Genomic DNA, 25665 nt, shown 5'->3' on the forward strand with positions numbered 1-25665 from the left:
GAGACACATGGTCAGATCAATATCTGTCTTTGCCTTGGGTCATCCCGACCTGATCGTCACTTCGGCAATGATTTTCTATGCCTGAACATCTGGCGAAACTTCCCGCCAAGCGCGACAGTGAACGGCAACGATGCCGTCTCCCTGTGGAGCTGCCATGTTCGGACGACCCATGCGCGCGGCCGCCCTCGCCGGCCTCACCGCGCTCACCCTCCTCGGCACCAGCGCACCGGTCCAGGCACAAGCGCCGCGACCGGGCGTCACGCACGACGAACAGATCACCTTCCAGGAGTTCTCCCGCTTCCCCGACTGGCGTACCGGCACCCACCAGGGCACCCGCGCCGTACCGGGGCGCCACCCGGCGCTGACCATCGACCGGCCGGCGGGCACCACCGAGTTCACCGACGAGCACACCGGCACGACCCGCACCTGGGAGTACGCCACCTGGACCTCGCCGGAGCGGCGGATCGGCTTCGACGCCACCGAGATGGTCGCGTCGTGGAACGCCGCCACCCCGGCCGGCACCTGGATCCAGGTCGAGCTGCACGGCACGTACAACACCGGAGCTCAGACCCCCTGGTACGTCATGGGCCGCTGGGCCTCCGGCGACCAGGACATCAAGCGCTCCACGCTGGACGGCCAGGGCGACCCGTGGTCGAGCATCTGGACCGACACGTTCTCGGTCGACGACGCCGACGCCGGAGTGCTGCTGCGCTCGTACCAGTTGCGGCTGACCCTCTACCGCGCGCCCGGCCAGGCCGCCGCGCCGCAGGTCCGGATGCTCGGCGCGATGGCGTCGAACGTGCCCGACCGGTTCACCGTCACGCCGAGCCGGGGCGGTATCGCCTGGGGCACCGAACTGGCCGTGCCGCGCTACTCGCAGAACATCCACATCGGCGAGTACCCCGAGTACGACGGCGGCGGTGAGGCGTGGTGCTCACCCACCTCGACGGAGATGGTGGTCGAGTACTGGGGGCGCAAGCCCTCGGCCGAGGACACCTCCTGGGTCGACCCCTCCTACCCCGACCCGACTGTCGACCACGCCGCCCGGATGACCTACGACTACGAATACGAGGGCGCCGGCAACTGGCCGTTCAACACCGCGTACGCGGCGAGCTTCCCCGGCCTGGAGGCGCGGGTCACCCGGCTGCACTCGCTGGACGAGGCGGAACGGTTCATCAAGGCGGGCATCCCGGTGGTGACCTCGCAGTCGTTCCTCGCCAGCGAACTGGACGGCGCCAACTACGGCACCTCCGGGCACCTGTTCGTGATCGTCGGCTTCACCGCCGAGGGTGACGTGATCGTCAACGACCCGGCGTCCTCGTCGAACGACGCGGTCCGCAACGTCTACAAGCGGGAGCAGTTCGAGCAGATCTGGCTGCGCACCAAGCGCTACCGGGCCAACGGCACGGTGGCCTCCGGCTCCGGCGGCATCGCGTACCTGATCAAGCCGGCCGACCGGCCGTGGCCGGTCGTCCCGGGCTCGACCAACTGGTGAACGGCCCGGCCGCGCCGGTGAACGGTTCGGCCGGCCGGTGAACGACGAGGGGCCCGGTGCCGTGTCCGGCGCCGGGCCCCTCGTTCGTCCGCTCAGCCGTCGCGGCGCTCGGCGTCCGGCTCGGTGCCCGGCTCGTCGTCACCGGCGAGCGCCGAGCGCAGCCGGTCCTTCTCCGCGCGACGCCGCTCCGACGCCTCCGCCATCTCGCCGGCCATCTCGTCCCGCCAGTTGCGCAGCAGGAAGAACGACAGCGCGGCGGAGGAGATCAGCGCCACCATCAGCCGCAGGAACATGTTCATCTCGACGAACCAGAGGGCTGCCAGCACGGCGACGAACAGCCCGACCCGGCCCAGCGTGTACTTGACCGCCGCGCTCATTCCCGCATTCCCACTCTCTCCGTGCCTCAGCCCGTACGCCGGGCCAGCCAGTGCACGCCATGAAACCAGATGACGGCGTAGACCACGGTGAACACCGCCGCGGCCAACGCGCCGGTGAACAGCGCGGGCAGCCCGGAGGCCAGGCCCGCGGCCAGCAGACCGGCGACGACGCCGAGCCCGAGACCGGCCAGCGCGGCCACCACCCGGGCGGCGCCGAACTCCCAGGCCCGGAACTCGTCCCAGAACAACCAGAGCGGCAGGATCACCGCGAGCCAGCCGTTCGTACCCCCGAAGCCGCTGTCGCCGACGGTGGCGAACGCCCACTCGAAGACCAGCAGCGCCAGCACCCCGATGACCAGGCCGGCCAGGCTCACCCCGAGCAGGTCACCGAGGGTGAGGATGCGGCCCTCGGCGTCGCGCCGGGGGAAGCCGCGCTGCTGTTCCTCGTCGCTCATCGCCAGGTCAGGCCCAGACCTGCTGCGGCTCGGACCGGCGCTCCGCCAGCGACGGCGGCCCGTCGTACTCGCGGACGATCTCGTAGCGGGTGTTCCGCTCGACCGGACGGAAGCCGGCGTCCCAGATCATGTGCAGCAGGTCGTCGCGGTGCATGGTGTTCGGCGTGCCGTACGAGTCGGCGTCGTGCGTGATCTTGTATTCCACGACCGAGCCGTCCAGGTCGTCGACACCGAAGTTCAGCGAGAGCTGCGCGACCGACAGCCCGTGCATGACCCAGAAGCACTTCACGTGCGGCACGTTGTCGAACAGCAGCCGGGAGACCGCGAACGTCTTGAGCGACTCGGCCGGCGAGGCCATCGTGGTCCGGGCCTGGATCCGGTTACGGATCTTGCCGTCCGCCGAGTCGACGAAGTCGTGCTGGTAGCGCAGCGGGATGAAGACCTGGAAACCGCCGGTCTCGTCCTGCAGCTCACGCAGCCGCAGCACGTGGTCGACCCGGTGCCGGGGCTCCTCGATGTGGCCGTAGAGCATCGTCGACGGCGTCTTCATGCCCTTCGAGTGGGCCAGCCGGTGGATGCGCGACCAGTCCTCCCAGTGGCAGTTGTGGTCGACGATGTGCTGCCGGACCTCCCAGTCGAAGATCTCCGCGCCGCCGCCGGTGAGCGACTCCAGGCCGGCGTCCATCAGCTCGTCGAGGATCGCGTCGGCGGTGAGCCCGCTGATCTTCTCGAACCACTGCACCTCGGTCGCGGTGAACGCCTTGAGGTTGACGTTCGGCAGCGCGGCCTTCAGCTCGCGCAGCACCTTCGGGTAGTAGCGCCAGGGCAGCGTCGGGTGCAGGCCGTTGACGATGTGCAGCTCGGTGAGCTGCTCGTCCTCCATCTCCTTGGCCTTGCGGACCGCCTCGTCGATGCGCATCGTGTAGGCGTCCTTCTCGCCCGGCTTGCGCTGGAACGAGCAGTACGCGCACGACGCGGAGCAGACGTTCGTCAGGTTCAGGTGCCGGTTGACGTTGAACATCACCCGGTCGCCGTTGAGCTCGGTACGCCTGTGGTGGGCCAGCCGGCCCAGCCAGGTCAGGTCGTCGCTGGCGTAGAGGGCAATGCCGTCCTCGCGGGTCAGCCGCTCCCCCGCGTACACCTTCGCCTCGAGTTCGCGCTTGAGTCCGGCGTCCATCCGAAAGCCACGTCCTTCCACCTGGGTTCCCGATCGAGCGTACGTCGCGGGTCCGACCGGCCGCCGACCTGGGCGTGCCGGTTCACCCGCCGTCACGCTCCGCACATCGACATCGTCGCAACCGTGAGGTAAGACAGGGTGGGGCGGAACACACACCAGGGCCGTCCTGTCCCGACACGCCCCAACCACGCGTGACGGACCCCAGACCGGACGGGAGCGGTATGGCTCACAGCACCAAGGCCCGACGGCGACGAGGACGGCAGCCGGTGATCTCACCGATCCTGCGACCGGCGCTCTGGTCCGCCCTCCTGGGGGCGGTAGCGGCCGCGGCGCTCGCCACACCCGCCTGGGCCGACCCGCTGCCCGACGTCGTGCCCGACACCGGTTCCCGGCCCCAGGTCACCGGCCCGCTGCAACTGCCCGGCTCCTCCGGCACCCTCCGCGGCGTACCCGGCACCGTTCCCGGCGTGCCGGGTACCGTTCCGGGCCTCCCCGGCACCGTCCCGGGTCTGCCCGGCCTCACCACCCCCGGTGGCACTGCGGGCCTGCCGGGCACCACCGGCGTCACCAACCCGGCCGACGGCCCGCTGATCGCGCAGATCAACCAGCTCGACGCCCGGGTGACCCAGCTCGGCGAGGCGCTGCTCGGGATCAAGACCGAGCGGGACGCCGCGCAGACCGAGCTGACCCAGTCCGCCGCCCTGCTCAAGGAGGCGCAGGACGCGCTCCGCCGCGCCCAGGACAACGCCAAGAGCGCCGCCGCCGACGCCGTGAAGGCCGACGCGGCGCTGCCGCCCGGCGAGTTCGGCGCCAGCCTGCGCGACTTCGCCAACCTCCAGCGCATCACCCGCGGCGACAAGGCCGAGGGCGCCACCACGTCGGTGACCGGCGAACTCCTGCGCGCCACAAGCGCCGAGGAGGCCGCCCGGAAGGCACACGAGTCGGCCCAGCGCCGGGCCGGTGAGAAGGCCGCCGAGTTCACCCGCGCCGAGACCGACCTGCGCAAGCAGGAGACCGCGCTCGTCGCGCTGCGCAAGGAGAACGCGGCCAAGCTGCTGGAGATCGAGCGCCTGGCGGACGCCGCCGAGCAGCGGCTCGGCACCTCGTACGTCGACCAGAGCATCGACGGCCTGGTGGCGGACCCGAAGGCGCTCGCCGCCGTGCGGTACGCCCTCGCCCAGCTCGGTGACCCCTACCTGTGGGCGGCCGAGGGCCCGGACCGGTTCGACTGCTCCGGCCTGATGCTCGCCTCCTATCAGGCGGCCGGCTACCGGGGCCTGCCCCGCGTCGCGAAGGACCAGTACTTCGCGACCCGGTCCCGCACCGTCTCGCCGACCGCCCTGCTCCCCGGTGACCTGCTGTTCTTCGCCTCGGGCAGCAGCTGGACCAGCGTCCACCACGTCGCCATGTACATCGGCAACGGCAAGATGGTGGAGGCGCCGCGGACCGGCGACGTCGTCAAGATCTCGGTGGTCCGCTGGTCCCGGCTCTACGCCGCGACCCGGGTGATCGGAGCGGTCCCCGCCCCGGCCACGCCCGCCCCGCCGCCCACGGTGCCGGCCACGCCGAAGCCGTCGACGTCGCCGAAGCCGTCGGCCACCCCGAAGCCGTCGACCACGCCCAAGCCGACGCCGACCACGCCGAAGCCCACCACGCCGACGCCGAAGCCGACGACGTCCAGCCCGGCGCCCAGCTCACCGCCGCCCAGCCAGACCGCGGAGCCCGAGCCGGAGCCGAGCCAGAGCGCGAGCGCCGAGCCGGACACCAGCAGCGCCGCGCCGAGCAGCAGCAGCGTCGCCCCGTCGAGAAGCAGCGTCGCCCCGTCGAGCAGCACGTCCGGCAGCGGCTCCGCCAGCCCGAGCAGCAGCGCCGACTGACCCAACCGCCACTCCGGCTGTGCTCCCGGGCCGGAATGTGGCACGGTGAGATCCAGGCACTTCCGGTCGGCGCCACGGCCGGAGGCGAGCGTGGGTGCGGAGGGGCGAGATGGGCGAGCAGGACGTTCCGGCGGAGAAGGTCCACCCGGGACCGACGCCCGGCCCCGCCGACCCGGCCGGCGACGACAACGGTTCGGCCTCACCCGGGCCGGTAGCCGTCGCGCGGGCGCGGGCGTCGGTCGCCGGTTCGGCCGTGCCGCCGCCCGCCGGTGACGAGCAGCCACTTCCGCAGGCCGGCCCGACGACGTACCGGGCGGGCACCCCGGCGGAGACCCCACCACCGCTGGACCGGCGTCTGCCCGGGGCCACCGTGCCGCCGTCCAGTTGGTCCGCCTTCGCGGTGGCCGAACGCCAGGCGACGTCCCAGCCCGCAGCCGGCACGGCACCCACGCCCGCCGCCGCGGAGGCCGACGGCGACGCCTCCCCGGGTACGCCCGGCAGTGCTCCGGCCGCCATCCCGGCACCCCGCGTCTCCGGTTCCGCACGCGTGCCCACGCCGCCCGTCGCAACCGCGGACGCGGCAGCACCTGCCGACGCCGTACCGGAGCGCGACACCGCACCGGCCGTGCAGGCGGACGGGACCGACGACTCCCCGTCCCCGACAGCCGGTTCGGTCGACTCTCCGCCGAGCGCGGCACCGGCCTCCGCCGTCGACCGCCCGGCCCCGCTCACCGGCGCGTCCACGGCCGCCGAGCAGGCCGGATCCGCGCCCGCCCGGGCCAGCGCGTCGGTGCCCGGCCTGAGCCGCGTCTCGGCCGAGGAGGTCGCCGCCTCCGTGGTGGCCGCGCCGCCCGCCGCCGCCACCGTCTACCGGGCCGGGCCGGTGAACCCGGAACCGCCGGAGCCGGTCCAGCCGCCGGAGCCCGCGCAACCCCCGGCGCCGAACGGACCGGAACCCGAGCCGGCGCCGACCCCGGTTCCGGGTCCGACGCCGCCGTCACCGGCGCCGCCGGTACCCGAGCCGGAGCCGCCGCTGCGGCCCACGCCGCCCCTGCCCGCGCCGCCCGCGCCCACCCCGCCGACGCCGACGCCCGGCCCGGTGCCGCCGGTCCCCGGGCCGCCGGTACCGCCGCCGGGTCCGCCCGTACCCCCGCCCCCGCCGCCACCGGGTCCGATGCCCGCGCCGCCGTTCCCGCCGCCACCGGCGATGACCGGCGCGGCGGACCCGCTGCCCGCGCCGCTGTTCCCCGCGCCTCCTGCCACCCCGGTGTTCCCGCCCGCACGGGCCGCCGTCCCGACGCCGCCGGCGCCGGCGCCGCTCGTCGCGCCGCCGGCCGCCGCGCAGCCGTCGTGGGCCGCCGCGCCCGTGTCGGACCCACCGCCGCCCGTGGTGCCGGCCCCGGCGCTGCCGACCTGGCCGCCGCCGGCCACGCCCGCCCGCGACGCCGACACGACCCGTCCGGTACGCCCACAGCCCGCCGAGCCGGATCTCGCCACCACCGCGTACGGCGGCACCGACGGGCCCGGGTTCGCCACCGTGTCGTTCCCGCAGGGCAACCCGCTGGAGAACTCCGGGTCGCTGACCGGGCACATCCTGGCCCAGGGCTGGTCCGAGGAGGGCCCGGCGGCCCGGGGCGGCAACACGAAGGTGTTCATCGTGCTGGCCGTCGCGCTGACCATGTTGATCGCGATCAGTCTGCTCGTGGTCTTCCTGGCCAACGACGCGTTGAGCGGGCTGACCGGGACCATGCTCATCGAGTGACGGGGGTGAGCCCGCCCACTACGTTCTCGCGTCGCCGTGGCGGAGTGGGCGATGCGCCGTACACTTGACTGCGATCACTGACCTGGCGCGCCCGACTGCGCGCGCCCATGGGCGATCTTGCGGGCGATTCGGCGGCGTGACAGGCCGCGGCGGGCCATCGCGAAGATGCGCCCCGCTCGAGAGGTATTTCTTGACCACGTTCGCTGAACCCAGCACGTCCCCGTCCGTCGACCCGACGCCCGACACCGTCGACTTCGCCTCGCTCGGCCTGCCCCGGCAGCTCGTCGAGACGCTCGCCCGGCAGGGCATCACCACTCCGTTCGAGATCCAGCGGGCCACGCTGCCCGACTCGCTGGCGGGCCGCGACGTCCTCGGCCGGGGCCAGACCGGCTCCGGCAAGACGCTCGCCTTCGGCCTGCCGGTGATCGCCCGGGTCGCCGACCGCAACCGGGCCCGGCCGCTGCACCCTCGCGCCCTGGTCCTGGTCCCCACCCGTGAACTTGCCATGCAGGTCAACGACGCCCTCGTGCCGCTCGGCAAGTCGGTGGGCGTGTTCCTGAAGACCGCCGTCGGCGGTGTGCCGTACGACAGGCAGATCGACGCGCTGCGCCGCGGCGTGGAGATCGTCGTGGCCACCCCGGGACGGCTCGGCGACCTGATCGAACGCGGCGTGTGCCGGCTCGACGACGTCGAGATCACCGTGCTGGACGAGGCCGACCAGATGGCGGACATGGGCTTCCTGCCCGAGGTCACCCGGCTGCTGGCGAAGACTCCAGCGGACGCGCAGCGGCTGCTGTTCTCGGCCACTCTGGACAACGACGTCGACACGCTCGTCAAGCGGTTCATGACCGACCCGGTCACCCACTCGACCGCGCCGGCCACCGCCGCCGTGTCCACGATGGATCACCACCTGCTGCTGATCCCGCCGCACGACAAGTTCGCGGTCGCCGCGTCCATCGCCGCCCGCGAGGGCCGCACCATGCTGTTCGCCCGTACGCAGCTCGGCGTGGACCGGCTCGTCGAGCAGCTCGCGGCCGTCGGCGTACGGGCCGGTGGGCTGCACGGCGGCAAGACCCAGCGCATGCGCACCAAGACGCTCGCCGAGTTCCGCGAGGGCCGGACGCCCGTGCTGGTCGCGACCGACGTGGCGGCCCGGGGCATCCACGTCGACGGCGTCTCGCTGGTGCTGCACGTGGACCCGCCGAAGGACCCCAAGGACTACCTGCACCGGGCCGGCCGTACCGCTCGGGCCGGCGAGTCGGGCGCGGTGGCGACGCTGGTGCTGCCCAAGCAGCGCCGCACCACTCTGGCCATGATGGAGAAGGCGGGCGTCGAGCCGGCCGAGACCCGGGTCCGGGCGGGCGACGAGGCGCTGGCCGAGCTGACCGGCGCGCGCGAGCCCAGCGGCGTACCGGTGCGGGACGAGCCGGAGCCGCGACGCGGCGGCGGCTCGCGCCGCTTCGGCGACCGCGACGGCCGGGGCTTCGACCGGGGCGGCCGGGGCGGCTTCTCCGACCGTGGCGAGCGCCGCTTCGGCGACCGGCCCGCGGGCGAGCGGTCCGGTGACCGGTTCGCGGACCGTGGCGGTGACCGCCGGTTCGGCGACCGGCCGGCGGGTGAGCGCTACTCGGGCGAGCGGTCCGGCGGCGGCGAGCGCCGCTTCGGCCGGCCGGAGCGTCGCGACGACCGGAGCTTCGGCGACCGGCGGTCCGACGGCCGGAGCTTCGGCGAGCAGCGGTCCGACGACCGCGGCCAGCGCTTCGGCGGCCAGCGCGGCGACGACCGGCGCTTCGGCGAGCGGGCCGACCGGCCGTACGGCGACCGGCAGCAGCCGGCGGCCGGACGCGGGTACGACCGCGACGAGCGGCGGTACGACGACCGGCCGGGCGGCTCGCGCGGCTTCGGCGACCGGCGCCAGGACGACCGCCCGCACGCCGAGCGGCGTTTCGGTGACCGGGGCGACGCGCGTCCGGCCGAGCGCCGGGCCGGCGGTTTCCGGGCCGAAGGGCGGGGCCGGGACGACAGGCGCGGCTTCGGCGGGCGCCCGCCGGCACGTACCCACTGATCTGAGCGCACCCACCGCCGCCGCCGAGCATCCGCTCGGCGGCGGCGGTGCGTCTGTGGTGATGTCGGCTCCCGGTTCTAGCTGCGCGGTGTGAGAACGGGATACCGCCGGGTCGGCTCATTCCACAGCGACAGGCGATGGCGAGGCCGCCAGTCGGGCGGTGGCGTCGGGATGGTCTTGTCGATGGTCTGCCGGAGGCTGCGCCGAGCGGACCGGCCCCACGACCAGGCGACCCAGCAGCCGAACGCCTGGGCGATGACGGCGGCCAGCAGCAGCCCAGTGCCGATCGGGTCAGACATTGCGCACCGACCGCAGCCAGCCCAGGAACCGGATGTGCATCTCGGCGGGGTCCGGCGGCTCGGAGTAGAGCCGGGTCAGGTCATCGGTTGCCTGCCGCATCAGGGCGGCCAGATCGACGGCGAGGTGGCGTCGGTCGTGCTCGTAGTCAGCGACCAACTCGGCCTTGGCGTTCTCGCACGGCCAGTTGAGCAGGTCTGCCGTACAGACCCAGAGGGGTTTCAGCGGAGCGTGGCGCTGGGTCACTCGGGGCCTCCTGCAAGGTTCGGCGTCCAGGTGGCACCCCCGTCCGCCGCGAACTCGCCACCGGGCGGGGGGCCTGATCCATCAGATCGCTCACTTGCCCCCCTGTCAATGTTGACGGGCCCACATAGGTGTGGTCATTTGTTCGCGTAACCATGGTCGGGTCCGCCCGCTCCTACCTTCGAAGTCGTGACCAAGGAGACGGGACCGGGCGAACTTGTCGCGGCCGGTGAGATCTTGAAGATGCTCGGCGTGGGCAGGTCGAGGTTCCGCGAGATCCGGCGGCACCCCGCATTCCCCGCGCCGTATCAAGAGCTGTCGGTCGGCGCGGTCTGGTTGAAGCGGGACGTCGAGCGGTACATCCGAGAGCACCGGCCGCCCCGGCCGGCGGACGACGACGAGTAGCCCGGAGAGGCATGACCAGTGCGTCTCCTGACTCCCTTCGGCGGGGGAGACGACCACGCCTGTACGGGCCCGGCGAGCTGGCCGCCTTGTTCGGCGTATCGCGTCAGCGGGTCCTGCAGATCACCCGCCGCCCCGGGTTCCCCGAGCCGCTCGCCCGACTGATCGGCATGAACGTCTGGGACGCGGACGAGGTGGACGAGTGGGCCCGCCACAACCGGCCGCCCCGCCCCACCGAGGGCGACGAGCAGGGGTAGTCAGCAACGCCCCAGCTCGCGGCGGCGTTCGCGCATCCGCTGCCGCCGACGGCCGGGTCGCGTAACGTCCGGACCATGCCGAAGTCGCTCTTCTGGGCCCGGACCGACACCGCCGGCTCCGAGCACGTCGTGCTCGACGACGGTCAGGGGCTGACCGCGCAGGGTGTGGCGCTCGCCGTGGATCCGATCCCGTACACGTGCCGGTATCGCCTGACCGTCGGCCCGGACTGGTCGACGAACCGGCTGGAGGTCGAGTCCGAGGGCGCCGGCTGGTCGCGGAGCGTACGCCTGGAGCGGGGCCGGGACGGGTGGCGCGTGCGTACCGGCGAGGAGGGTGACCTGGACGCGGCGCTGAGCGCGGCGGGCCACCCACCGGCGGGCCTGCCGGGTACCGACGACCCGGGCCGGCTGGCCGAGGCGCTCGACGTGGACCTGGGCGGTTCCCCGCTGACGAACACGTTGCCGATCCGCCGGATCGGGCTGGGGCGGCTGCCCGCCGACCTGGCCACGGCCGTGAACGTGGCGTGGGTGCTGCTGCCCGGCCTGGCCGTGGTGCCCGCCGAGCAGGTCTACACCTCGCTGGGTCCGGGCCGGGTCCGGTACGCGAGCGGCACGTTCACCGCCGACCTGGAGGTCGACCCGGAGGGCTTCGTGGTGCGCTACCCGGGGCTGGCCGAGCGGGTCGACCCGCTCTGACCGGCCGGGGCCCGGCTCAGGCGGTCGGCCAGGTGCCGTCGGTCAGGAACCGGTCGATGGTGGCGAGGTGCGGGGCGAGGTCGAGGCCCTGCGCGGCCACCCACTCGTCGGAGTAGTAGGTGTCGACGTACCTGTCGCCCGGATCGCAGATCAGCGTGACCACCGAGCCGGTACGCCCGGCCGCGCGCATCTGCGCGATCAGCCCGAACGCGCCCCACAGGTTGGTGCCGGTGGAGCCGCCCACACGGCGGCCGAGCACGGCCGAGCCGGCCCGCATGGCGGCGAGCGACGCGGCATCCGGCACCTGCACCATCCGGTCCACCACGCTGGGCAGGAAGGACGCCTCGACGGTGGGCCGCCCGATGCCCTCGATCCGGGAGCCGCGGTCGGTGCGGACCGACCAGTCGCCGGCCTGCCAGGCGGGGTAGAACGCGGAGTTCTCCGGGTCCACCACGCAGAGCTTGGTGGGCAGCCGCCGATAGCGGGCGTAGCGGCCGATGGTGGCGCTGGTGCCGCCGGTGCCGGCGCCGACCACGATCCAGGCGGGCACCGGGTGCCGTTCCAGCGCGAGCTGGGCGTAGATCGACTCGGCGATGTTGTTGTTGCCCCGCCAGTCGGTGGCCCGCTCGGCGTAGGTGAACTGGTCCATGAAGCGGCCGCCGCTGTCCTCGGCGAGCCAGCGCGCCTCCACCACGACCTTCGACGGGTCGTCCACCAGGTGGCAGCGCCCGCCCTGGAACTCGATCTGGGCGATCTTCTCCGGCGACGTGGAGGCGGGCATGACGGCGATGAACGGCAGCCCGAGCATCCGGGCGAAGTACGCCTCGGAGACCGCCGTCGAACCGGACGACGCCTCGACGATCGTGGTGTCCGGGCCGATCCAGCCGTTGCAGAGGCCGTAGAGGAACAGCGACCGGGCGAGCCGGTGCTTCAGCGAGCCGGTGGGGTGCACCGACTCGTCCTTGAGGTAGAGGTCGATCCCCCACTCCCGGGGCAGCGGGAACGGCAGCAGGTGGGTGTCGGCGGAGCGGTTGGCGTCCGCCTCGACAGTGGCGATCGCCTCGGTCACCCAGCGCCGGCTGGCCTCGTCGCACCTGTCGAAGTGAGTCACGCCGGCAACGTTACAAGCGAGGTGGGCTCGGGTTCTCCCGGACCCGGCGGGCCTGCCGCCGCTGACCGGCCCGGCCGGTGGCCCGGATCACCGGCGTGAGGGCCAGAGCGAGCCGGGGAAAGGCGTCCAGGAGCCGTACCTGGGCGCCGCGCCAGCGCGGCAGGCTGACCACCGGCCGGGGGCGGCGGGCCAGCCGGGCGGCCCGCGCGGCCACCCGCTCCGGCGTGAGCAGCGAGCCGGTGAAGGACGCCAGCGCTCCCGGGTCGTCCAGCTTGTCGTGCAGCATCGGCGTCCAGATCCCGTCCGGGCACAGGCACGACACGTGTACGCCCCGGACGCCGGCCATCCGCAGGTCGCTCAGGGTGCCGAGGCTGAACGCGAGCAGGGCGTGCTTGCTGGCCGCGTACACCGTCTCGCCCGGTGCGGCGATCAGCCCGGCCAGCGAGACGACGTTCAGTACGTGGCCGCGGCCCTGTTCGCGCATCACCGCGACGGCGGCGAGCGTGCCGTTCATCGCGCCGAGCGCGTTGACCTCGACCACCGCGCGCCGGGCCGGGGCGTCGTGCGCCCAGGACGGCCCGGTGACCAGGATGCCCGCGTTGTTCACCCAGAGCCCGAGGCCGCCGGGCGCGGCCGCCGCCTCGGCGGCGACGTCCGCGCAGGCGGATTCGTCGCGTACGTCGAGGGCGCGCGACCAGCCGCCCAGCGGCGCGGCGGCGGCCGACACGGCCCCGGCGTCGACGTCGGTGAGCAGCACGTTCCACCCGTCGGCGTGCAGCGCGGCGGCGATCGCCCGTCCCAGCCCACCGGCCGCACCTGTCACCACTGCGGCACCGCGCTCCGAGCTCGTCATCGGCGCACGGTAACCGCAACCCCCGCCCCGGGGCCAGAGGCGTCAGGCGGTGGGCGGTTCCAGCGGCTGCGGGCGGTTCTCCCACTTGGTCGACAGGGCGATGCTGGTACGGGTGGACGCCACACCAGCAGTCCGGTTCAGCCGGACGATCAGCTGCTCCAGCTCGGCGATCGTGCCGACGCGCGCCTTGAGCAGGAAGGACTCGACGCCGGCCATGAAGTAGCAGGACTCGATCTCGGGGATGCGCCGGAACGCCTCCAGCACGTCGTCGGTGTCGGCGTCGGAGTCCTCGATGATGCCGATGAGCGCGGTGACGCCCAGCCCGATCGACTCCGGCTCGACCTCGGCCCGGTACGCCCGGATCACGCCGCTGGACTCCAGCTTGCCGACCCGCTCGTGTACGGCCGGGGCGGAGAGGCCGACCTGACGGGCCAGCTCGGCGTACGACAGACGGGCGTTACCCCGCAACAACTCCACGAGGCTCAGGTCGATCGTGTCCACGGAGAGTGACCCTATCCGCTCGACGGCCACCGAACACTGTCGGTACCGGTGCACCGGCACTTCACAAACGTACGATCACGGGGGTTCTCCGCCGGTACCATTTCCTATCCTTCCCAGTGTGTGCGTTTTTCGCGTTTGGCGGACACGTCCGGTAGCCGGTGCTGTAATTGCCATACGTCCCTCATGACGGCTCTGGGCTCGCACCGGCCGGGGGCAGTGTGTTCAGCCGGGGGCTTCGTCGACGCGAGGAGGGGGCTGTGGACACTGGAGATCGCCTGCTGACACCGGGTGAGGTCGCTGCGCTGTTTCGGGTGGACCCGAAGACCGTGACCAGATGGGCAGCGGCCGGCCGGATCGGCAGTATCCGGACTCCAGGAGGGCACCGCCGGTTTCGGGAATCCGAGGTGCGGGCCCTGCTCGAGGGGGAGGGCATGCTGGACGAGGCGGAGGACATGGGCAAGGCCCGCAACATGGGCCCGACCGCTTCCACCGGCCCCGGACCGGCGAACGCCGGCATGTACTGAACGTGCGGGGCGCGGTCCGGCCGAGGGCCGCGCCCCGGACGTCGCCCAGCGGGTCCGTCAGCGCGGGTCCGCCTCCCGGCGACCGGCGGCCAGTTCGCCGGACCACCGCCGGAACAGTGTGTGCTCGACACCGAGCGCGTCGAGCACCTTCCCGGCCACGAAGTCCACGAGCTGCCCGGCGGACGCCGACGCCCCGGCGCCGTAGAAGCCCGGACTGGCCGGCAGCACCACCGCGCCCGCGTCGTGCAGCGCGATGAGATGTTCCAGGTGACTACGGGTCACCGGCGTCTCCCGGGGCACCACGACGACCGGGCGGCGCTCCTTGAGGTTCACCTCGGCGGCACGCTGGAGCAGGTCCTTCGACAACCCGATCGCGATGCCCGCGCACGCGGCGGTGCTGGCCGGCACCACCGCCATGCCGCGTACCGGGTAGGAGCCGCTGCTCGGGCCGGCGGCCAGGTCACCTGCGGGCCAGTGCCGCAGGTCCGCGCCGGTGAGGTCGCGGTCGAGCCAGGCGGCCAGGTCCTCGGTCCAGTGCGCGTCCCGGAAGGGCCGGCCGGTCTCGTCCAGCACTGTCAGCCGGGCCGCCCGGGAGACGATCAGGTCCACCGCCTGACCGGCGTCGAGCAGTCCCCGGACGACAGCCGCCGCGTACGGCGTCCCGGACGCGCCGGAGACACCCACCACCCATGGTTCGCGCATGCCCCAAGCGTGCCTGGTCGCCGCGGGCGGCGGGCGTCGACCCCCGTTCGGTCGGCCCGTCCGGGATGTCCAGTGGGTTCACGGAACATCCCACGGCATGAAATTCTTCGATCGGCGATCGACGTCCACGGAAGGGCCGGTGATGACGGCGGCGGTGCTGCGGGCGCTCCGCTCCGGCTGCCCCATCCCGCCCCGCCTCTCCCCGTACGCCGACGACGTGCAGGGCTGGCTGGTGGAGCAGGTCGACCGGCTCGGCCTGCCGGCTGACCCGGTGACCCGGCGACGGCTGGCGCGGGCCGGCTTCGCCCGGTACGCGGGCCGCCTCTACCCGGACGCCACCGAGCCCGACCTGCGGGTGCTGACCGCACTGTTCACCTGGTTCTTCCTCGTCGACGACGCCTGCGACGGGCGGGACGGGCTGACCCCGCCGCAGATCCGCGCGTTGCGCGACGGTGCGCTCGCCCTGCTGCGCGAGGGTCCGCGCGCCCGCCACCCGGGCTTCTCCGGCCCACTGCGGCGGCTGCTGGTGCAGGCGTGGCGGGAACCCCGCCGCCGGATGCCGGCCCGGTGGCGGCTGCGCTTCGCCGACGCGGTCGCCGACCACCTCGACGGGGTCCACCGGGAGGCCACCGCCACCACGTCCGGCCGCCCACCGGGCGTCGCCGAGTACGTGCGGCTGCGCCGGGCCACGTCGGCGGCGTACGTGTCGTACCCGCTGATCGAGTTCGCATCCGGGCGTCCGCTGCCCGACGCGGTCTACCACCATCCGGCGCTGCGGCGGCTCGCCGGCCTCGCCAACGACCTGCTCTCCTGGTTCAACGACATCGCCTCGCTGGAGCGCGACCGGGCCACCGGCGGCGGGCACAACCTGGTGCTGGCGACGGCCGCCGAGCGGGGCGTGCCGCTGCCGGCGGCGGTCGACCTGGTGGCCGGGCACTGGCGGGCCGAGATGGACCGCTTCGCGGCACTCCTGGCGGCGGCGCCGTCGTTCGGCCCGACGCTCGACGAGGCCGTCGCGATCCACCTCGACGGGCTGGCCGCCGCCGTGCGCGGCACCGTCGACTGGACGCTGGAGAGCGCCCGCTACCCGGTCGCCGCGGCGTCCTGAGCCGGTGCCCGGCGTCGCCGCTACGGCCGCAGGCCGAGCCGGATCACCAGGTCGAGCAGCGCGAGGACGAACAACGCGATGCCGACGAAGCCGTTCGCGGTGAAGAACGCCCGGTTGACCTTGCTCAGGTCGGTGGGACTGACCACCATGTGCTGGTAGGCGAAGGCCACAGCGGTGAGCGCCAGCCCGATCCACCACAGCCAGCCGAAGCCGACCCACGCGCCGAACCAGATGAACAGCGCGAACGTCACCACGTGCGCGACAGTGGAGGCGTGCAGCGCGAAGCGCCGGCCGTACCGGGCGGGGACGCTGTGCACGCCGATCTCCCGGTCGATCTCCGAGTCCTGGCAGGCGTAGATCAGGTCGAAGCCGCCGATCCACAGGCCGACGGCGGCGCCGAGCAGCCACGCCGGGCCGGAGCCGTCGAGCGTGCCGGTGACGGCCAGCCAGGCGCCGACCGGGCCGACCGCCTGCGCCACCGCGAGGATGGCGTGCGGCCAGTTGGTGAACCGCTTGCCGTACGGGTAGACCACGAGCGGCACCACGGCGAGCGGCGCGAGCACCAGGCAGAGCGGGTTGAGCAGGGCGGCGGCGGCCAGGAACACCACGAGCGCGACCGCCGCGCCGGTCCAGGCCGTCCGCACGCTCACCGCGCCGGTGACCAGTTCCCGGTTCGCGGTACGCGGGTTCCGCGCGTCGATCCGCCGGTCCAGGATCCGGTTCGCGGCCATGGCGAACGTCCGCGCGCCGACCATCGCCACGGTGATCAGCAGCAGGTCGAGCCAATCCACCCGGCCGCCGTTGAGCTGCATGGCGGTCAGCGCCGACAGGTACGCGAACGGAAGCGCGAAGACCGAGTGCTCGATGGCGACGAGCTTGAGGAAGGACGAGACCCGGCCGGGTCGTTCCTGTACTGCCGCCGTCATCGGATCCCGTATTCCTTCCAGCGCTTGTCGACGAGCGAGACCACCTCGGGCGACATGCGCATCTCCTCCGGCCAGCCCCGGCTGTAGCCCTCCTCGGGCAGCTTGCGGGTCGCGTCGATGCCCGCCTTGCCGCCCCAGAACTGCTGGTACGAGGCGTGGTCGAGGTGGTCCACCGGCCCCTCGGTGACCATCAGGTCGCGGGCGTAGTCGACGTTGCCGAAGGCGCGGAACGCGACCTCGTTGTAGTCGTGCACGTCGCAGTCCTCGTCGACGATCACGATCAGCTTGGTCAGCGACATCATGTGCGCGCCCCAGATCGCGTTCATGACCTTCTGCGCGTGCTTCGGGTAGCGCTTGCGGATCGACACGATCGCGCAGTTGTGGAAGACACCGGCGGCGGGCAGGTCGTAGTCGACGATGTCCGGGATCAGGAAGCGCAGCAGCGGCGCGAAGATCCGCTCGGTGGCCTTGCCGAGGCCGTGGTCCTCCTGCGGCGGCTGGGACGTGACGATCGAGTGGTAGACCGGGTCGCGCTGCATGGTCATGCACTCGATGTGCATGACCGGGAACGGCTCGACCGGCGTGTAGAAGCCGGTGTGGTCGCCGAACGGACCCTCGGGCAGGCGCTCGCCCGGCTCGATGTAGCCCTCCAGCACGATCTGCGCGTGCGCCGGGACCTGCAACGGGACGGTCAGGCAGTCCACCATCTCGACCCGCTCACCGGCGAGGAACCCGGCGAACAGGTACTCGTCGATGTCGGCGGGCAGCGGCGCGCTGGCCGAGTACGCCACCACCGGGTCGGCGCCGATCGCGATCGCCACCGGCAGCCGCTGGCCGAGCCGCTCGGCGACCGCGTGGTGCGCGGTGGAGTTCTTGTGGATCTGCCAGTGCATGCCGATGGTGTTGTGCGAGTGCTGCTGGAGCCGGTAGAGCCCGAGGTTGCGCTTGCCGGTCTCCGGGTGCTTGGTGTGGGTCAGCCCGAAGTTGTGGAAGATTCCGCCGTCGCCGGGCCACACCTGCAACCCGGGCAGCCGGTTCAGGTCGACGTCGTCGCCCCGGTAGACCACCTGCTGGCAGGGCGCGGTCTTGACCTTCTTCGGCGGCATCGACTTGAGCTGCATGACCTTGCCCAGGCCGCCCATCATCCCGGAGAAGCCCTGCGGCAGCTCCGGCTTGAGCATGTCGCCGATGCGCTCGCCGATCTCGTCGAGGTGTTCCACCCCGAGCGCCATCGCCATCCGCTTCTCGGTGCCGAACAGGTTGATCGCCACCGGCATCTCACCCCGGGTGGGCCGCTCGAACAGCAGCGCGGGCCCGCCGGCCCGGACGGTGCGGGTGACGATCTCGCTGATCTCCAGCGTGGGGTCGACCGGCGCGCTCACCCGCCGCAGCTCGCCCGCACGCTCCAGCGCCGCGAGGAAATCCTTCAGATCGGTGTACGGAAAGCGAGCCGCCATGCCCCCATCCTCCCGCACTCCCTTCCTCGGGCCGGGCGCGCCCCCGGTCAACTGGCGGCGGGCGTCCAGGCGTACGCGGCCAGCGGCTCGTCGAGCGGCGCCTCGGTGAGCCGGTTGGCGAACGTGGAGATCGTGTACGTGCCGACGCCGAGCACCACGTCCAGCGCGTGCCGGGGCTGCCATCCGGCGTCGAGCAGCGCGTCCAGGTCGGCGTCGGGGACACCGCCCCGGTGGTCGAGCACGGCGACGGTGAAGCGGCGCAGCGCCTCCAGCCGGGAATCGGGCAGCGTCGAGCCGGTCCGCAGCGCCTCGATCAGCTCGGGCGCGGCGCCGTGCCGGACCAGCGTCGCGGTGTGCATGGCCACGCAGAGGTGGCAGCCGTTGCGGGTGGCGACGGTCAGCACGACCACCTCCCGGGCGACCGGGTCCAGGTCGGTGGCCTCGAACGCGGCGTTGGCGGCGAGGAAGCCCGTGAGCAGTTCGGGCGAGCCGGCCATCAGGCTCACGGCGGCGGGCAGGTGACCCAGGGTACGGCGGACCCCGGCCATGACCGGGCGGGCGGCGGCGGGCGCGGTGTCCGGCTCGTACGCGGTGAAGCGGGACATGACAGGACCCCTCTCGTAAGATGGTCAACGTGGTTGACGAAATAGTAAACGTGGTTGTCGAACATGGCAACGCCTGACCGCCCCGGGTTCGCGCTGCCGCTGCTCCTGCTCGCCGGTTTCCGTACGCTCGTCGACGACCTGCACGCCGAACTGGCCCGCCAGGGGCACCCCGAGCTGCGCCCCGCCCACGGCTTCGTCCTCCAGGCCGTCGGCCCGGCCGGCACCACCGCCTCCGACCTCGGGCAACGCCTCGGCGTCTCCAAGCAGGCAGCGGGCAAGACGGTGGACCGGCTGGTCGCGCTCGGCTACCTGGAACGCGTGGACGACCCCGCCGACGCCCGCCGCAAGCTGGTCCGGATGACCGCGAAGGGCCGCGACGGGCTGCACCGTTCGGCAGTGGTCTTCGACGAGTTACGCGACCGCTGGGCGGCCACACTCGGCGCGGACCGGGTCGCCGCCATCGAGGACGACCTGCGCCGGATGGTCCCCGCCGACGTGTTCCGCCTCGACGTCCCCGGCTGGTTCGGCGGATGACTTCGTCACTGACAGGGTCGCCGGCGGCGGTTCATCATCGACGGATGGACGACGCATACGTGGTGGGTGACCCCGACGGCCTCAGCCCGCTCCAGGCCGAGATCCGCGACGCGGTGGCCCGCGAACTGCACGCCCAGTTCGCGCTGCGGGCGGACCGCCTCGAACTGGCCGACCTGCCCGAGGTGGCCTACCAGATCACGCGCCGGGTGGACGAGGTGCTGAGCGCGCGCCCGGTCACTACACCCCGGCGTACGAGTGCAGACCGGTGAAGAAGAAGTTCACGCCGAACAGGTTCATCATCACGGTCAGGAAGCCCACGATGGAGATCCAGGTCGCCACGTTGCGCTTCACGCTCGGCGTGGCCCGGGCGTGCAGGTAGCCCGCGTACACCACCCAGGAGATGAACGCCCAGGTCTCCTTCGGGTCCCAGCCCCAGGCGCGACCCCAGGCCGCCTCGGCCCAGATCGCCCCCGCGATCACCGCGAAGGTGAAGATCGGGAACGAGAAGGCGTGCAGCATGAAGGTCAGCCGCTCCAGCCCGGCCGCCTCCGGGAGGCGGCGGGCCAGGGTGTACGGGAAGCTGCGCCGCCCCTGCTCCCAGCCGGACCGCATCAGGTAGGCGGCGGCGGGCACCACGCCCAGCAGGAAGATGCCCGAGGCGAAGATGATCGTCGAGACGTGGATGATGAACCACCACGACTGCAGCGCCGGCATCAGCGGCTCGATCGGCACGTAGAGCTTCAGCTCGGCGAAGGCCAGCAGCAGCACCATGACCAGCGTCAGGAACAGCCCGAGCCGGCGCAGCCACGGCTGCTTCCAGAGCACCACGAGCCAGGCCGCCACACCGATCCAGGTGCCGGTCAGCACGAACTCGTACATGTTGCCCCAGGGCATCCGGTCGGCGGCCAGGCCCCGGGTGATCACGGCGCCCAGGTGCAGCGCGCCGGCGAGCACGGTGAGCCAGGTGGCGATCCGGCCGGCCAGCACGGCCCGCGCGCCGGTGCGGTCCGGGCGCGGCGGCGTCGCCGCGACGGCCGGCTCGTCGATCGTGCCGCCGGCTCCGCCGACGCCCGCGCCGACCAGCTCCCGCGCCGGTGCGGCCGCGGGCACCTTCCGCGCGTTGCCCAGCGCGAACTCCACGGCGTGGCTGATCATCGCGATCAGGTACGCCAGGATCGCGAACGCGACCAGCTGGTCGGAGAGTGCGGACATCAGTCGTCTCCTTCTCGCGCCCGCCGCGCGTCCGGCGCGTCACCGCTCACCGCGGCGACGAGCTGCGCGAACTCGTCGGCGAACCCAGGGTGCTCGGTGCGCGGCAGCCCACCGGCCTCCACCAAGCTACTACCGCTCGTCGGAGATCCACCCTCGGGGGGCGAAACCCGGAACCAGACCCGGCGCCGCCGGGCGAACAGCGAGCCCATCAGGCCGAGCAGCAGCGTGCCGCTCGCCACCAGCAGCAACGTCTGCCCGGGCGCGTGCCGGACCGCGAGCGTGATGTACGGCTTGGTGCCGACGAACTCCAGCGTGCTGCCGTCGTCGAGGGTCCACTTCTCCCCCGGCCGCAGCAGCTTGGTGCCGATCTCCTTGAGCTTGCCGTCGTCGATCTGCCGCCGGTCCAGCGCGTACACCGAGCCGGGGATGCCCGCGTCCAGCCCGAGGTTGCCCCGGTACGCGGTCAGGTTCACCGCCGGATCTCGTTCCTCGGGCCAGGCGGAACGGACGGGAGGGCCCTCGTCCGGCGCGGTGGGCAGGTAGAGCCCGTCGAAGGCGATCTGCTGGTCCGGGGCACGCGCGCCGGTCTTCGGGTCGACGTTGGCGTCCGGGAAGATCGCCACGCCCTCCTCGGTCGCGTTGGAGTCGCCGGTGCGCAGGAACGGCGCCTCGCTGGTCTGGCTGCGGCCGTACTTGTCGGTGTACTTCAGCAGCGGCGCGTAGCCGTTGCCGAGCAGGTAGACGTTCGCCGAGCCGAGCCGCAGCGGCGAGTTGACCGAGAACCCGGCGGTCCGTTCCGCGCCGCCCGGCTCGTCCACTGTCACCGTGGCCCAGTAGCGGGAGGCCAGCCCGGACGGCAGGTAGTCGGCCTCGAACTTCTCCAGCGTCAGGCAGAACGGCGGCAGGTCGGAGCTGTCCACGCGCGGGCCGAGCGACGCCTCGGCGTACTGCTGGCGGGTGTTGCAGAACGCGTTGTCCTCGCCGGCCACCAGGATGCGGTTGCCGTGCCATCCGTACCAGGAACCGAGCGCCACCCCGAGCAGGACGGCGACCAGCGACACGTGGAAGAGCAGGTTGCCGGTCTCCTTGAGGTAGCCCTTCTCGGCGGAGACCTCGTTGCCGCGCACGGTGACCCGCCACCGGCGGCGGCGCAGCACCGCCGCGATGGCCTCGGGGTCGGCGGCGGCCGGGGCCTCCAGCACCGCGTGCTGCGGCAGCCGGTCGAACCGCTTCGGCGCGGCCGGTGGCCTCATCCGCAGCGCGCGGACGTGGTCGCGGGCGCGGGGCAGGATGCAGCCGATCAACGAGGTGAACAGCAGCAGGTAGATCGCGGAGAACCAGACCGAGCCGAAGACCTCGAACGCGCCGATCTGGTTCAGCCGGGGCGCGAGGTCGGGGTGGTCGACGAACCACTGGTTGACGCGTTCCGGGTTGACGCCGCGCTGGGGCAGCACCGAGCCGGGGATGGCCGCGATGGCGAGCAGGAACAGCAGGATCAGCGCGGTACGCATGCTGGTGAGCTGCCGCCACGAGTTGCGCAGCAGGGCCAGCACCGGGTTGACCCGCCGCCGGGGCGCCTGCGCGGGGGTCGACGGCCGGTCGTCGACGGTCGTCATCAGATGCTCACCTCGCCCACGCCCACGTTCGTCTGCAACCAGATCACCACGTTCACCCAGCCGCCGGTGATCAGCGCCAGGCCGATCGCGATCAGCAGCGCGCCGCCGATCCGGGTGACCCAGCGGCTGTTGCGCCGGACGGCGCGGAACACCCCGAGCAGGCGCTGGAAGCCCAGCCCGAAGACGACGAACGGTATCCCCAACCCGAGGCAGTACGCCACGGCGAGCACCACGGCCCGGTCGGTCCCGCCCTCGGTGGCCGCCATGCCCAGCACCGCGCCGAGCGTCGGGCCGGTGCAGGGCAGCCAGCTCAGCGCGAAGACCGCGCCGAGCACCGGTGCGCCGAGCAGCCCGGCGGAGGGCAGCCAGCGGATGCGGAACTCCCGCTGCATGCCGGGGATCACCCCGAGGTAGCCGAGCCCGAGCACCACCACGAGCGCGCCGATGACGATCTCCAGCGTGCGCTCGTACCGGAAGAAGAGCTTGCCGACGCCGGAGAAGAGGATCGCGGTGGCGACGAACACGACGGTGAAGCCCGCGATGAACAGCAGCGTGCCGGCGAGTACCCGGCCCTTGACGGCGGCGGTGGTCCGGGCCTGCGTCCGTTCCGCCACGGCGACGCCGCCCCCGGTCGGCGGTGGGTCCGGTGACTGCGGCGGGGCCGGGCGGCGGCCCTCCAGGTCGGTGCCGGCCAGGCCGGTCACGTACGACAGGTAGCCGGGCATCAGCGGGAGCACGCACGGCGACAGGAAGCTGACCAGTCCGGCCAGGGCGGCCGCGCCGACTGCGAGCAGCAGCGGGCCGGACTCGGCGAGCTGGCGGAACGTCTCGCCCATCAGCGGGAGCCGTTCGGCGGCGGCGACTCGGCGGCGATGTCCTCGACGATCGGCCGCAGTTCGTCACGGGTGACGGCCCGGCGGATCACCACGGCGATCCGGCCCTCACGGTCGAGCACGACGGTGGCCGGGGTGGTGTTCGGCGGGATGTCGAAGTTCAGCGCCTGCCGGCTGGCCGGGTCGAAGATGCTCGGGTACGTGACCCGGCCCTCCTCGAAGGCGATCGCCTTGTCCTTGCTGTCCTGCACGTTGATGCCGAGGAACGTCACGCCGGAGCCCTTGGTGGCCTGGTAGGTGGCCTCCAGGTCGTCCGCCTCGGCCCGGCAGGGCGCGCACCAGGAACCCCAGAAGTTGACCACGACGACCTGCCCGCGGTCGCGGGAGATGTCGTAGCTGCCGCCGGTGAGCAGCTCACCGCTCACCTTCGGCGTCTTGGACCGCTGGTCGGGGGCGCAGGTGACGGTGGAGCCGTCGGCCGCGCACCGGCTCTCCTGGCTGCCGGAGGAACAGCCGACCAGCGCCGTACCGGCGGTCACGGCGGCGAGCAGGGCGGCGGCGAGCCTCCGGGTGAGCATCAGGCCCCCTTGGCCGTCCGGGCGGTCGGCGAGATCGACACGAGGTGGGCCGCCGGCTCGGAGTACCCGATGCCGACGATCTTGGCGCCGTCGAAGTGGAACGAGGTGAGGCTGGCCAGGCCGCACTGGCGGCGGCGCGGATCGTGCCAGAGGCGCTTGCGCTCGACGTGCCGGCGCAGCGTCCAGATCGGGAGCTGGTGCGACACGAGCACCGCCTCCCGCCCCTCGGCGGCGACCCGGGCGGCGTGCAGCGCGGCGAACATGCGCTCGGCGATGGCCCGGTACGCCTCACCCCAGGACGGGGTCACCGGGTCGCGCAGCACCCACCAGTTGCGCGGGTCGCGGAACGAACCGTCACCGGGCGAGACCTTCTTGCCCTCGAACCAGTTCGCGCTCTCGATCAGGCGCTCGTCGACACCGACGGAGAGGCCGAACTGCGCCGCGATCGGCTCGGCGGTCTGCTGGGCGCGCTCCAGCGGGCTGGCCACCACGTGCACGACGGTCCGGTCGGCGAGCGCCTGCGCCGCCGCCTTGGCCATCTGCACGCCCAGCTCGGAGAGGCGGAACCCGGGCAGGCGGCCGTAGAGGATGCCGTCCGGGTTGTGCACCTCGCCGTGCCGCAGCACGTGCACCACGGTCTCCGCCATTTGGTTACCCCCCGTGTCCTGCCGCTGCCGCCGCCCGCGCCGCGACCGGAAGGGCGGCGGCGATCTGCTCCCACGCGGTGTCGTCGATCGCGGTCGAGACGAACCACGACTCGAACGCGCTCGGCGGCAGGTAGACGCCGGCGGCGAGCATCGCGTGGAAGAACGCCTTGAACGCCGGCACCACCTGGGTGCGGGCGCTGTCGTAGTCGTGCACGTCCGCGTCGGTGAAGAAGACCGAGAACATGTTGCCCGCGGTGGAGAGGCGGTGCGGCACGCCGGCCGCGGACAGCGCCTCGGTGGTGAGCTTGCCCAGCGCGGCGGCGGTCTCGTCGAGCCGCCGGTAGAGCGCGTCGTCGGCCAGCCGCAGCGTGGCCAGCCCGGCCGCGCAGGCCAGCGGGTTACCGGAGAGCGTGCCGGCCTGGTAGACCGGGCCGGCCGGGGCGAGCTTCGCCATGATCTCCGCGCGTCCGCCGAACGCCGCGGCGGGCAGGCCGCCGCCCATGACCTTCCCGTACGTCCACAGGTCCGCGTCCGAGGGGTCGAGGCCGTGCCATCCGGCGCGGGACACCCGGAACCCGGTCATCACCTCGTCGACGATGAGCAGCGCGCCGTTCGCGTGGGCGATCCGGGCCAGCTCGGAGTTGAAGCCGTCGCGCGGCGCGATCACGCCCATGTTGCCGGCGGCGGCCTCGGTGATGATCGCGGCGATGTGCTGCCCCTCGGCGGCGAACGCCTCCTCGACCGCGCGCAGGTCGTTGTACGGCAGCACGATCGTGTCGCCGGCCGCCGCGCCGGTCACGCCGGGCGAGTCGGGCAGGCCGAACGTGGCCACGCCGGAGCCGGCAGCGGCGAGCAGCGCGTCCGAGTGGCCGTGGTAGCAGCCGGAGAACTTGATGATCTTGGAGCGGCCGGTGAAGCCGCGGGCCAGCCGGATCGCCGACATGGTCGCCTCGGTGCCGGAGTTGACCAGGCGGACCTGCTCCACCGGCGTCCGCGCGATGATCTCCTCGGCCAGGTCGACCTCACCCGGCGTCGGCGTGCCGAAGCTGGTGCCGAGCGCCGCCGCCTCACGCAGCGCCTCCACCACCGCCGGGTGCGCGTGGCCGAGGATCAGCGGGCCCCAGGAGCAGACCAGGTCGACGTAGCGACGACCGTCGGCGTCGAAGAGCCACGGACCCTCCCCCCGGACCATGAAGCGCGGGGTGCCGCCGACGGCACGGAACGCGCGCACGGGAGAGTTGACCCCGCCGGGCACGACGGCCTTGGCGCGGTCGAACAGGGCCTCGGAGGCCGGAGCGTCGGCCGGGTAGCGGCCGGATCCGGCGGAAAAGGTCTCGGTCACGATGGGGCCATTG

General features: G+C 73.0%; 29 protein-coding genes. 11 read left to right on the forward strand and 18 right to left on the reverse strand.

The window, feature by feature from the left end:
* Positions 1 to 154 precede the first annotated feature (154 nt).
* A complete protein-coding gene (locus tag SM452_RS14405) occupies positions 155 to 1495 on the forward strand; it encodes a C39 family peptidase (protein WP_463840079.1) in 1341 nt (446 codons plus the stop codon).
* Positions 1496 to 1587: 92 nt separating this feature from the next.
* Here SM452_RS14405 and SM452_RS14410 read toward each other — a convergent pair whose 3' ends face one another.
* The 3 genes from SM452_RS14410 to mqnE are packed head-to-tail and all read right to left on the reverse strand — an operon-like array spanning position 1588 to position 3504.
* Complete coding sequence (locus tag SM452_RS14410) at positions 1588 to 1872, reverse strand: DUF4229 domain-containing protein (protein WP_355511313.1); 285 nt, start codon at positions 1870 to 1872, stop codon at positions 1588 to 1590.
* A gap of 26 nt (positions 1873 to 1898) precedes the next feature.
* On the reverse strand, positions 1899 to 2327 hold the full coding sequence (locus tag SM452_RS14415) for a hypothetical protein (RefSeq protein ID WP_357207292.1): 429 nt from the start codon (positions 2325 to 2327) through the stop codon (positions 1899 to 1901).
* A 7-nt stretch (positions 2328 to 2334) separates the two neighbouring features.
* Positions 2335 to 3504: an aminofutalosine synthase MqnE gene (gene mqnE / locus SM452_RS14420; protein WP_018787841.1), complete on the reverse strand. Its 1170-nt coding sequence runs from the start codon at positions 3502 to 3504 to the stop codon at positions 2335 to 2337.
* Between the two features lie 221 nt (positions 3505 to 3725).
* Here mqnE and SM452_RS14425 point away from each other — a divergent pair, with 221 nt between their 5' ends.
* The 3 genes from SM452_RS14425 (at position 3726) to SM452_RS14435 (ending at position 9208) form a co-directional block, all read left to right on the forward strand.
* Positions 3726 to 5381: a C40 family peptidase gene (locus SM452_RS14425; protein ID WP_357207289.1), complete on the forward strand. Its 1656-nt coding sequence runs from the start codon at positions 3726 to 3728 to the stop codon at positions 5379 to 5381.
* Between the two features lie 109 nt (positions 5382 to 5490).
* A complete protein-coding gene (locus SM452_RS14430) occupies positions 5491 to 7143 on the forward strand; it encodes a hypothetical protein (protein WP_463840080.1) in 1653 nt (550 codons plus the stop codon).
* 190 nt (positions 7144 to 7333) lie between these two features.
* Positions 7334 to 9208, forward strand: a complete 1875-nt coding sequence (locus SM452_RS14435) for a DEAD/DEAH box helicase (RefSeq protein ID WP_355511319.1) — start codon at positions 7334 to 7336, stop codon at positions 9206 to 9208.
* 77 nt (positions 9209 to 9285) lie between these two features.
* Here SM452_RS14435 and SM452_RS14440 read toward each other — a convergent pair whose 3' ends face one another.
* Both SM452_RS14440 and SM452_RS14445 read right to left on the reverse strand, forming a co-directional pair.
* Positions 9286 to 9507 (reverse strand): hypothetical protein, encoded by a 222-nt coding sequence (locus SM452_RS14440; protein WP_355511321.1) that lies wholly within the window; start codon positions 9505 to 9507, stop codon positions 9286 to 9288.
* Entirely contained in the window at positions 9500 to 9751 is a 252-nt protein-coding gene (locus tag SM452_RS14445) for a flavin reductase (RefSeq protein ID WP_091414371.1), read from the reverse strand. The genes SM452_RS14440 and SM452_RS14445 overlap by 8 nt, the downstream gene beginning before the upstream one ends.
* A 186-nt stretch (positions 9752 to 9937) precedes the next feature.
* Between SM452_RS14445 and SM452_RS14450 the strand changes: the two genes are divergently transcribed.
* The 3 genes from SM452_RS14450 (at position 9938) to SM452_RS14460 (ending at position 11103) form a co-directional block, all read left to right on the forward strand.
* Positions 9938 to 10153, forward strand: a complete 216-nt coding sequence (locus SM452_RS14450) for a helix-turn-helix transcriptional regulator (RefSeq protein WP_036311366.1) — start codon at positions 9938 to 9940, stop codon at positions 10151 to 10153.
* Between the two features lie 86 nt (positions 10154 to 10239).
* Positions 10240 to 10407 carry a DNA-binding protein gene (locus tag SM452_RS14455; protein ID WP_355511324.1) on the forward strand — a complete coding sequence of 56 codons (168 nt, stop codon included), beginning with the start codon at positions 10240 to 10242 and terminating at the stop codon, positions 10405 to 10407.
* 75 nt (positions 10408 to 10482) lie between these two features.
* Entirely contained in the window at positions 10483 to 11103 is a 621-nt protein-coding gene (locus tag SM452_RS14460; RefSeq protein ID WP_463840081.1) for a putative glycolipid-binding domain-containing protein, read from the forward strand.
* Between the two features lie 16 nt (positions 11104 to 11119).
* Here the strand turns inward: SM452_RS14460 and cds1 are convergent, their stop codons facing one another.
* Genes cds1 through SM452_RS14475 form a run of 3 tightly spaced genes read right to left on the reverse strand, consistent with a single transcriptional unit; the run spans position 11120 to position 13568 of the window.
* Positions 11120 to 12214 (reverse strand): L-cysteine desulfhydrase Cds1, encoded by a 1095-nt coding sequence (cds1, locus tag SM452_RS14465; RefSeq protein ID WP_262015595.1) that lies wholly within the window; start codon positions 12212 to 12214, stop codon positions 11120 to 11122.
* A 10-nt stretch (positions 12215 to 12224) separates the two neighbouring features.
* Positions 12225 to 13067, reverse strand: a complete 843-nt coding sequence (locus SM452_RS14470) for an SDR family NAD(P)-dependent oxidoreductase (protein ID WP_463840082.1) — start codon at positions 13065 to 13067, stop codon at positions 12225 to 12227.
* Between the two features lie 42 nt (positions 13068 to 13109).
* Positions 13110 to 13568 (reverse strand): Lrp/AsnC family transcriptional regulator, encoded by a 459-nt coding sequence (locus SM452_RS14475; protein ID WP_030500728.1) that lies wholly within the window; start codon positions 13566 to 13568, stop codon positions 13110 to 13112.
* Between the two features lie 257 nt (positions 13569 to 13825).
* On the opposite strand from SM452_RS14475, the gene SM452_RS14480 reads away from it, so the two are divergent.
* Positions 13826 to 14092, forward strand: coding sequence for a BldC family transcriptional regulator (locus tag SM452_RS14480; protein WP_013473529.1), 267 nt, complete (start codon positions 13826 to 13828; stop codon positions 14090 to 14092).
* A gap of 57 nt (positions 14093 to 14149) precedes the next feature.
* Here SM452_RS14480 and SM452_RS14485 read toward each other — a convergent pair whose 3' ends face one another.
* Entirely contained in the window at positions 14150 to 14794 is a 645-nt protein-coding gene (locus tag SM452_RS14485; protein ID WP_355511329.1) for a UbiX family flavin prenyltransferase, read from the reverse strand.
* Positions 14795 to 14891: 97 nt separating this feature from the next.
* Here SM452_RS14485 and SM452_RS14490 point away from each other — a divergent pair, with 97 nt between their 5' ends.
* Entirely contained in the window at positions 14892 to 15902 is a 1011-nt protein-coding gene (locus tag SM452_RS14490) for a terpene synthase family protein (protein WP_410054957.1), read from the forward strand.
* Positions 15903 to 15922: 20 nt separating this feature from the next.
* Here the strand turns inward: SM452_RS14490 and mqnP are convergent, their stop codons facing one another.
* From mqnP to SM452_RS14505, 3 genes are read right to left on the reverse strand one after another with little or no spacing between them, the layout of a single operon-like run.
* Positions 15923 to 16849, reverse strand: a complete 927-nt coding sequence (gene mqnP, locus SM452_RS14495; RefSeq protein ID WP_463840149.1) for a menaquinone biosynthesis prenyltransferase MqnP — start codon at positions 16847 to 16849, stop codon at positions 15923 to 15925.
* Positions 16825 to 18285 carry a menaquinone biosynthesis decarboxylase gene (locus SM452_RS14500; protein ID WP_194802076.1) on the reverse strand — a complete coding sequence of 487 codons (1461 nt, stop codon included), beginning with the start codon at positions 18283 to 18285 and terminating at the stop codon, positions 16825 to 16827. Before SM452_RS14500 ends, mqnP begins: the two co-directional genes overlap by 25 nt.
* Positions 18286 to 18332: 47 nt before the next feature.
* On the reverse strand, positions 18333 to 18890 hold the full coding sequence (locus SM452_RS14505) for a carboxymuconolactone decarboxylase family protein (RefSeq protein WP_463840083.1): 558 nt from the start codon (positions 18888 to 18890) through the stop codon (positions 18333 to 18335).
* Positions 18891 to 18953: 63 nt separating this feature from the next.
* Between SM452_RS14505 and SM452_RS14510 the strand changes: the two genes are divergently transcribed.
* Positions 18954 to 19424: a MarR family winged helix-turn-helix transcriptional regulator gene (locus tag SM452_RS14510; RefSeq protein WP_073826478.1), complete on the forward strand. Its 471-nt coding sequence runs from the start codon at positions 18954 to 18956 to the stop codon at positions 19422 to 19424.
* A gap of 44 nt (positions 19425 to 19468) precedes the next feature.
* Entirely contained in the window at positions 19469 to 19693 is a 225-nt protein-coding gene (locus SM452_RS14515; protein ID WP_262015601.1) for a hypothetical protein, read from the forward strand.
* Here the strand turns inward: SM452_RS14515 and ccsB are convergent.
* From ccsB to hemL, 6 genes are read right to left on the reverse strand one after another with little or no spacing between them, the layout of a single operon-like run.
* A complete protein-coding gene (gene ccsB / locus SM452_RS14520; protein ID WP_463840084.1) occupies positions 19662 to 20636 on the reverse strand; it encodes a c-type cytochrome biogenesis protein CcsB in 975 nt (324 codons plus the stop codon). The two genes, SM452_RS14515 and ccsB, sit on opposite strands and share 32 nt — an antisense overlap.
* Entirely contained in the window at positions 20636 to 22252 is a 1617-nt protein-coding gene (gene resB / locus SM452_RS14525) for a cytochrome c biogenesis protein ResB (protein ID WP_463840085.1), read from the reverse strand. Before resB ends, ccsB begins: the two co-directional genes overlap by 1 nt.
* Positions 22252 to 23088 (reverse strand): cytochrome c biogenesis CcdA family protein, encoded by an 837-nt coding sequence (locus SM452_RS14530; protein WP_121686526.1) that lies wholly within the window; start codon positions 23086 to 23088, stop codon positions 22252 to 22254. The genes resB and SM452_RS14530 overlap by 1 nt, the downstream gene beginning before the upstream one ends.
* Entirely contained in the window at positions 23088 to 23663 is a 576-nt protein-coding gene (locus tag SM452_RS14535; protein WP_128137297.1) for a TlpA family protein disulfide reductase, read from the reverse strand. Before SM452_RS14535 ends, SM452_RS14530 begins: the two co-directional genes overlap by 1 nt.
* Positions 23663 to 24310: a histidine phosphatase family protein gene (locus SM452_RS14540; protein WP_013283542.1), complete on the reverse strand. Its 648-nt coding sequence runs from the start codon at positions 24308 to 24310 to the stop codon at positions 23663 to 23665. The genes SM452_RS14535 and SM452_RS14540 overlap by 1 nt, the downstream gene beginning before the upstream one ends.
* 4 nt (positions 24311 to 24314) lie before the next feature.
* Positions 24315 to 25652, reverse strand: coding sequence for a glutamate-1-semialdehyde 2,1-aminomutase (gene hemL / locus SM452_RS14545; protein ID WP_450066098.1), 1338 nt, complete (start codon positions 25650 to 25652; stop codon positions 24315 to 24317).
* Positions 25653 to 25665: the final 13 nt, after the last annotated feature.

It is taken from the genome of Micromonospora sp. SYSU B005 (assembly GCF_055362685.1).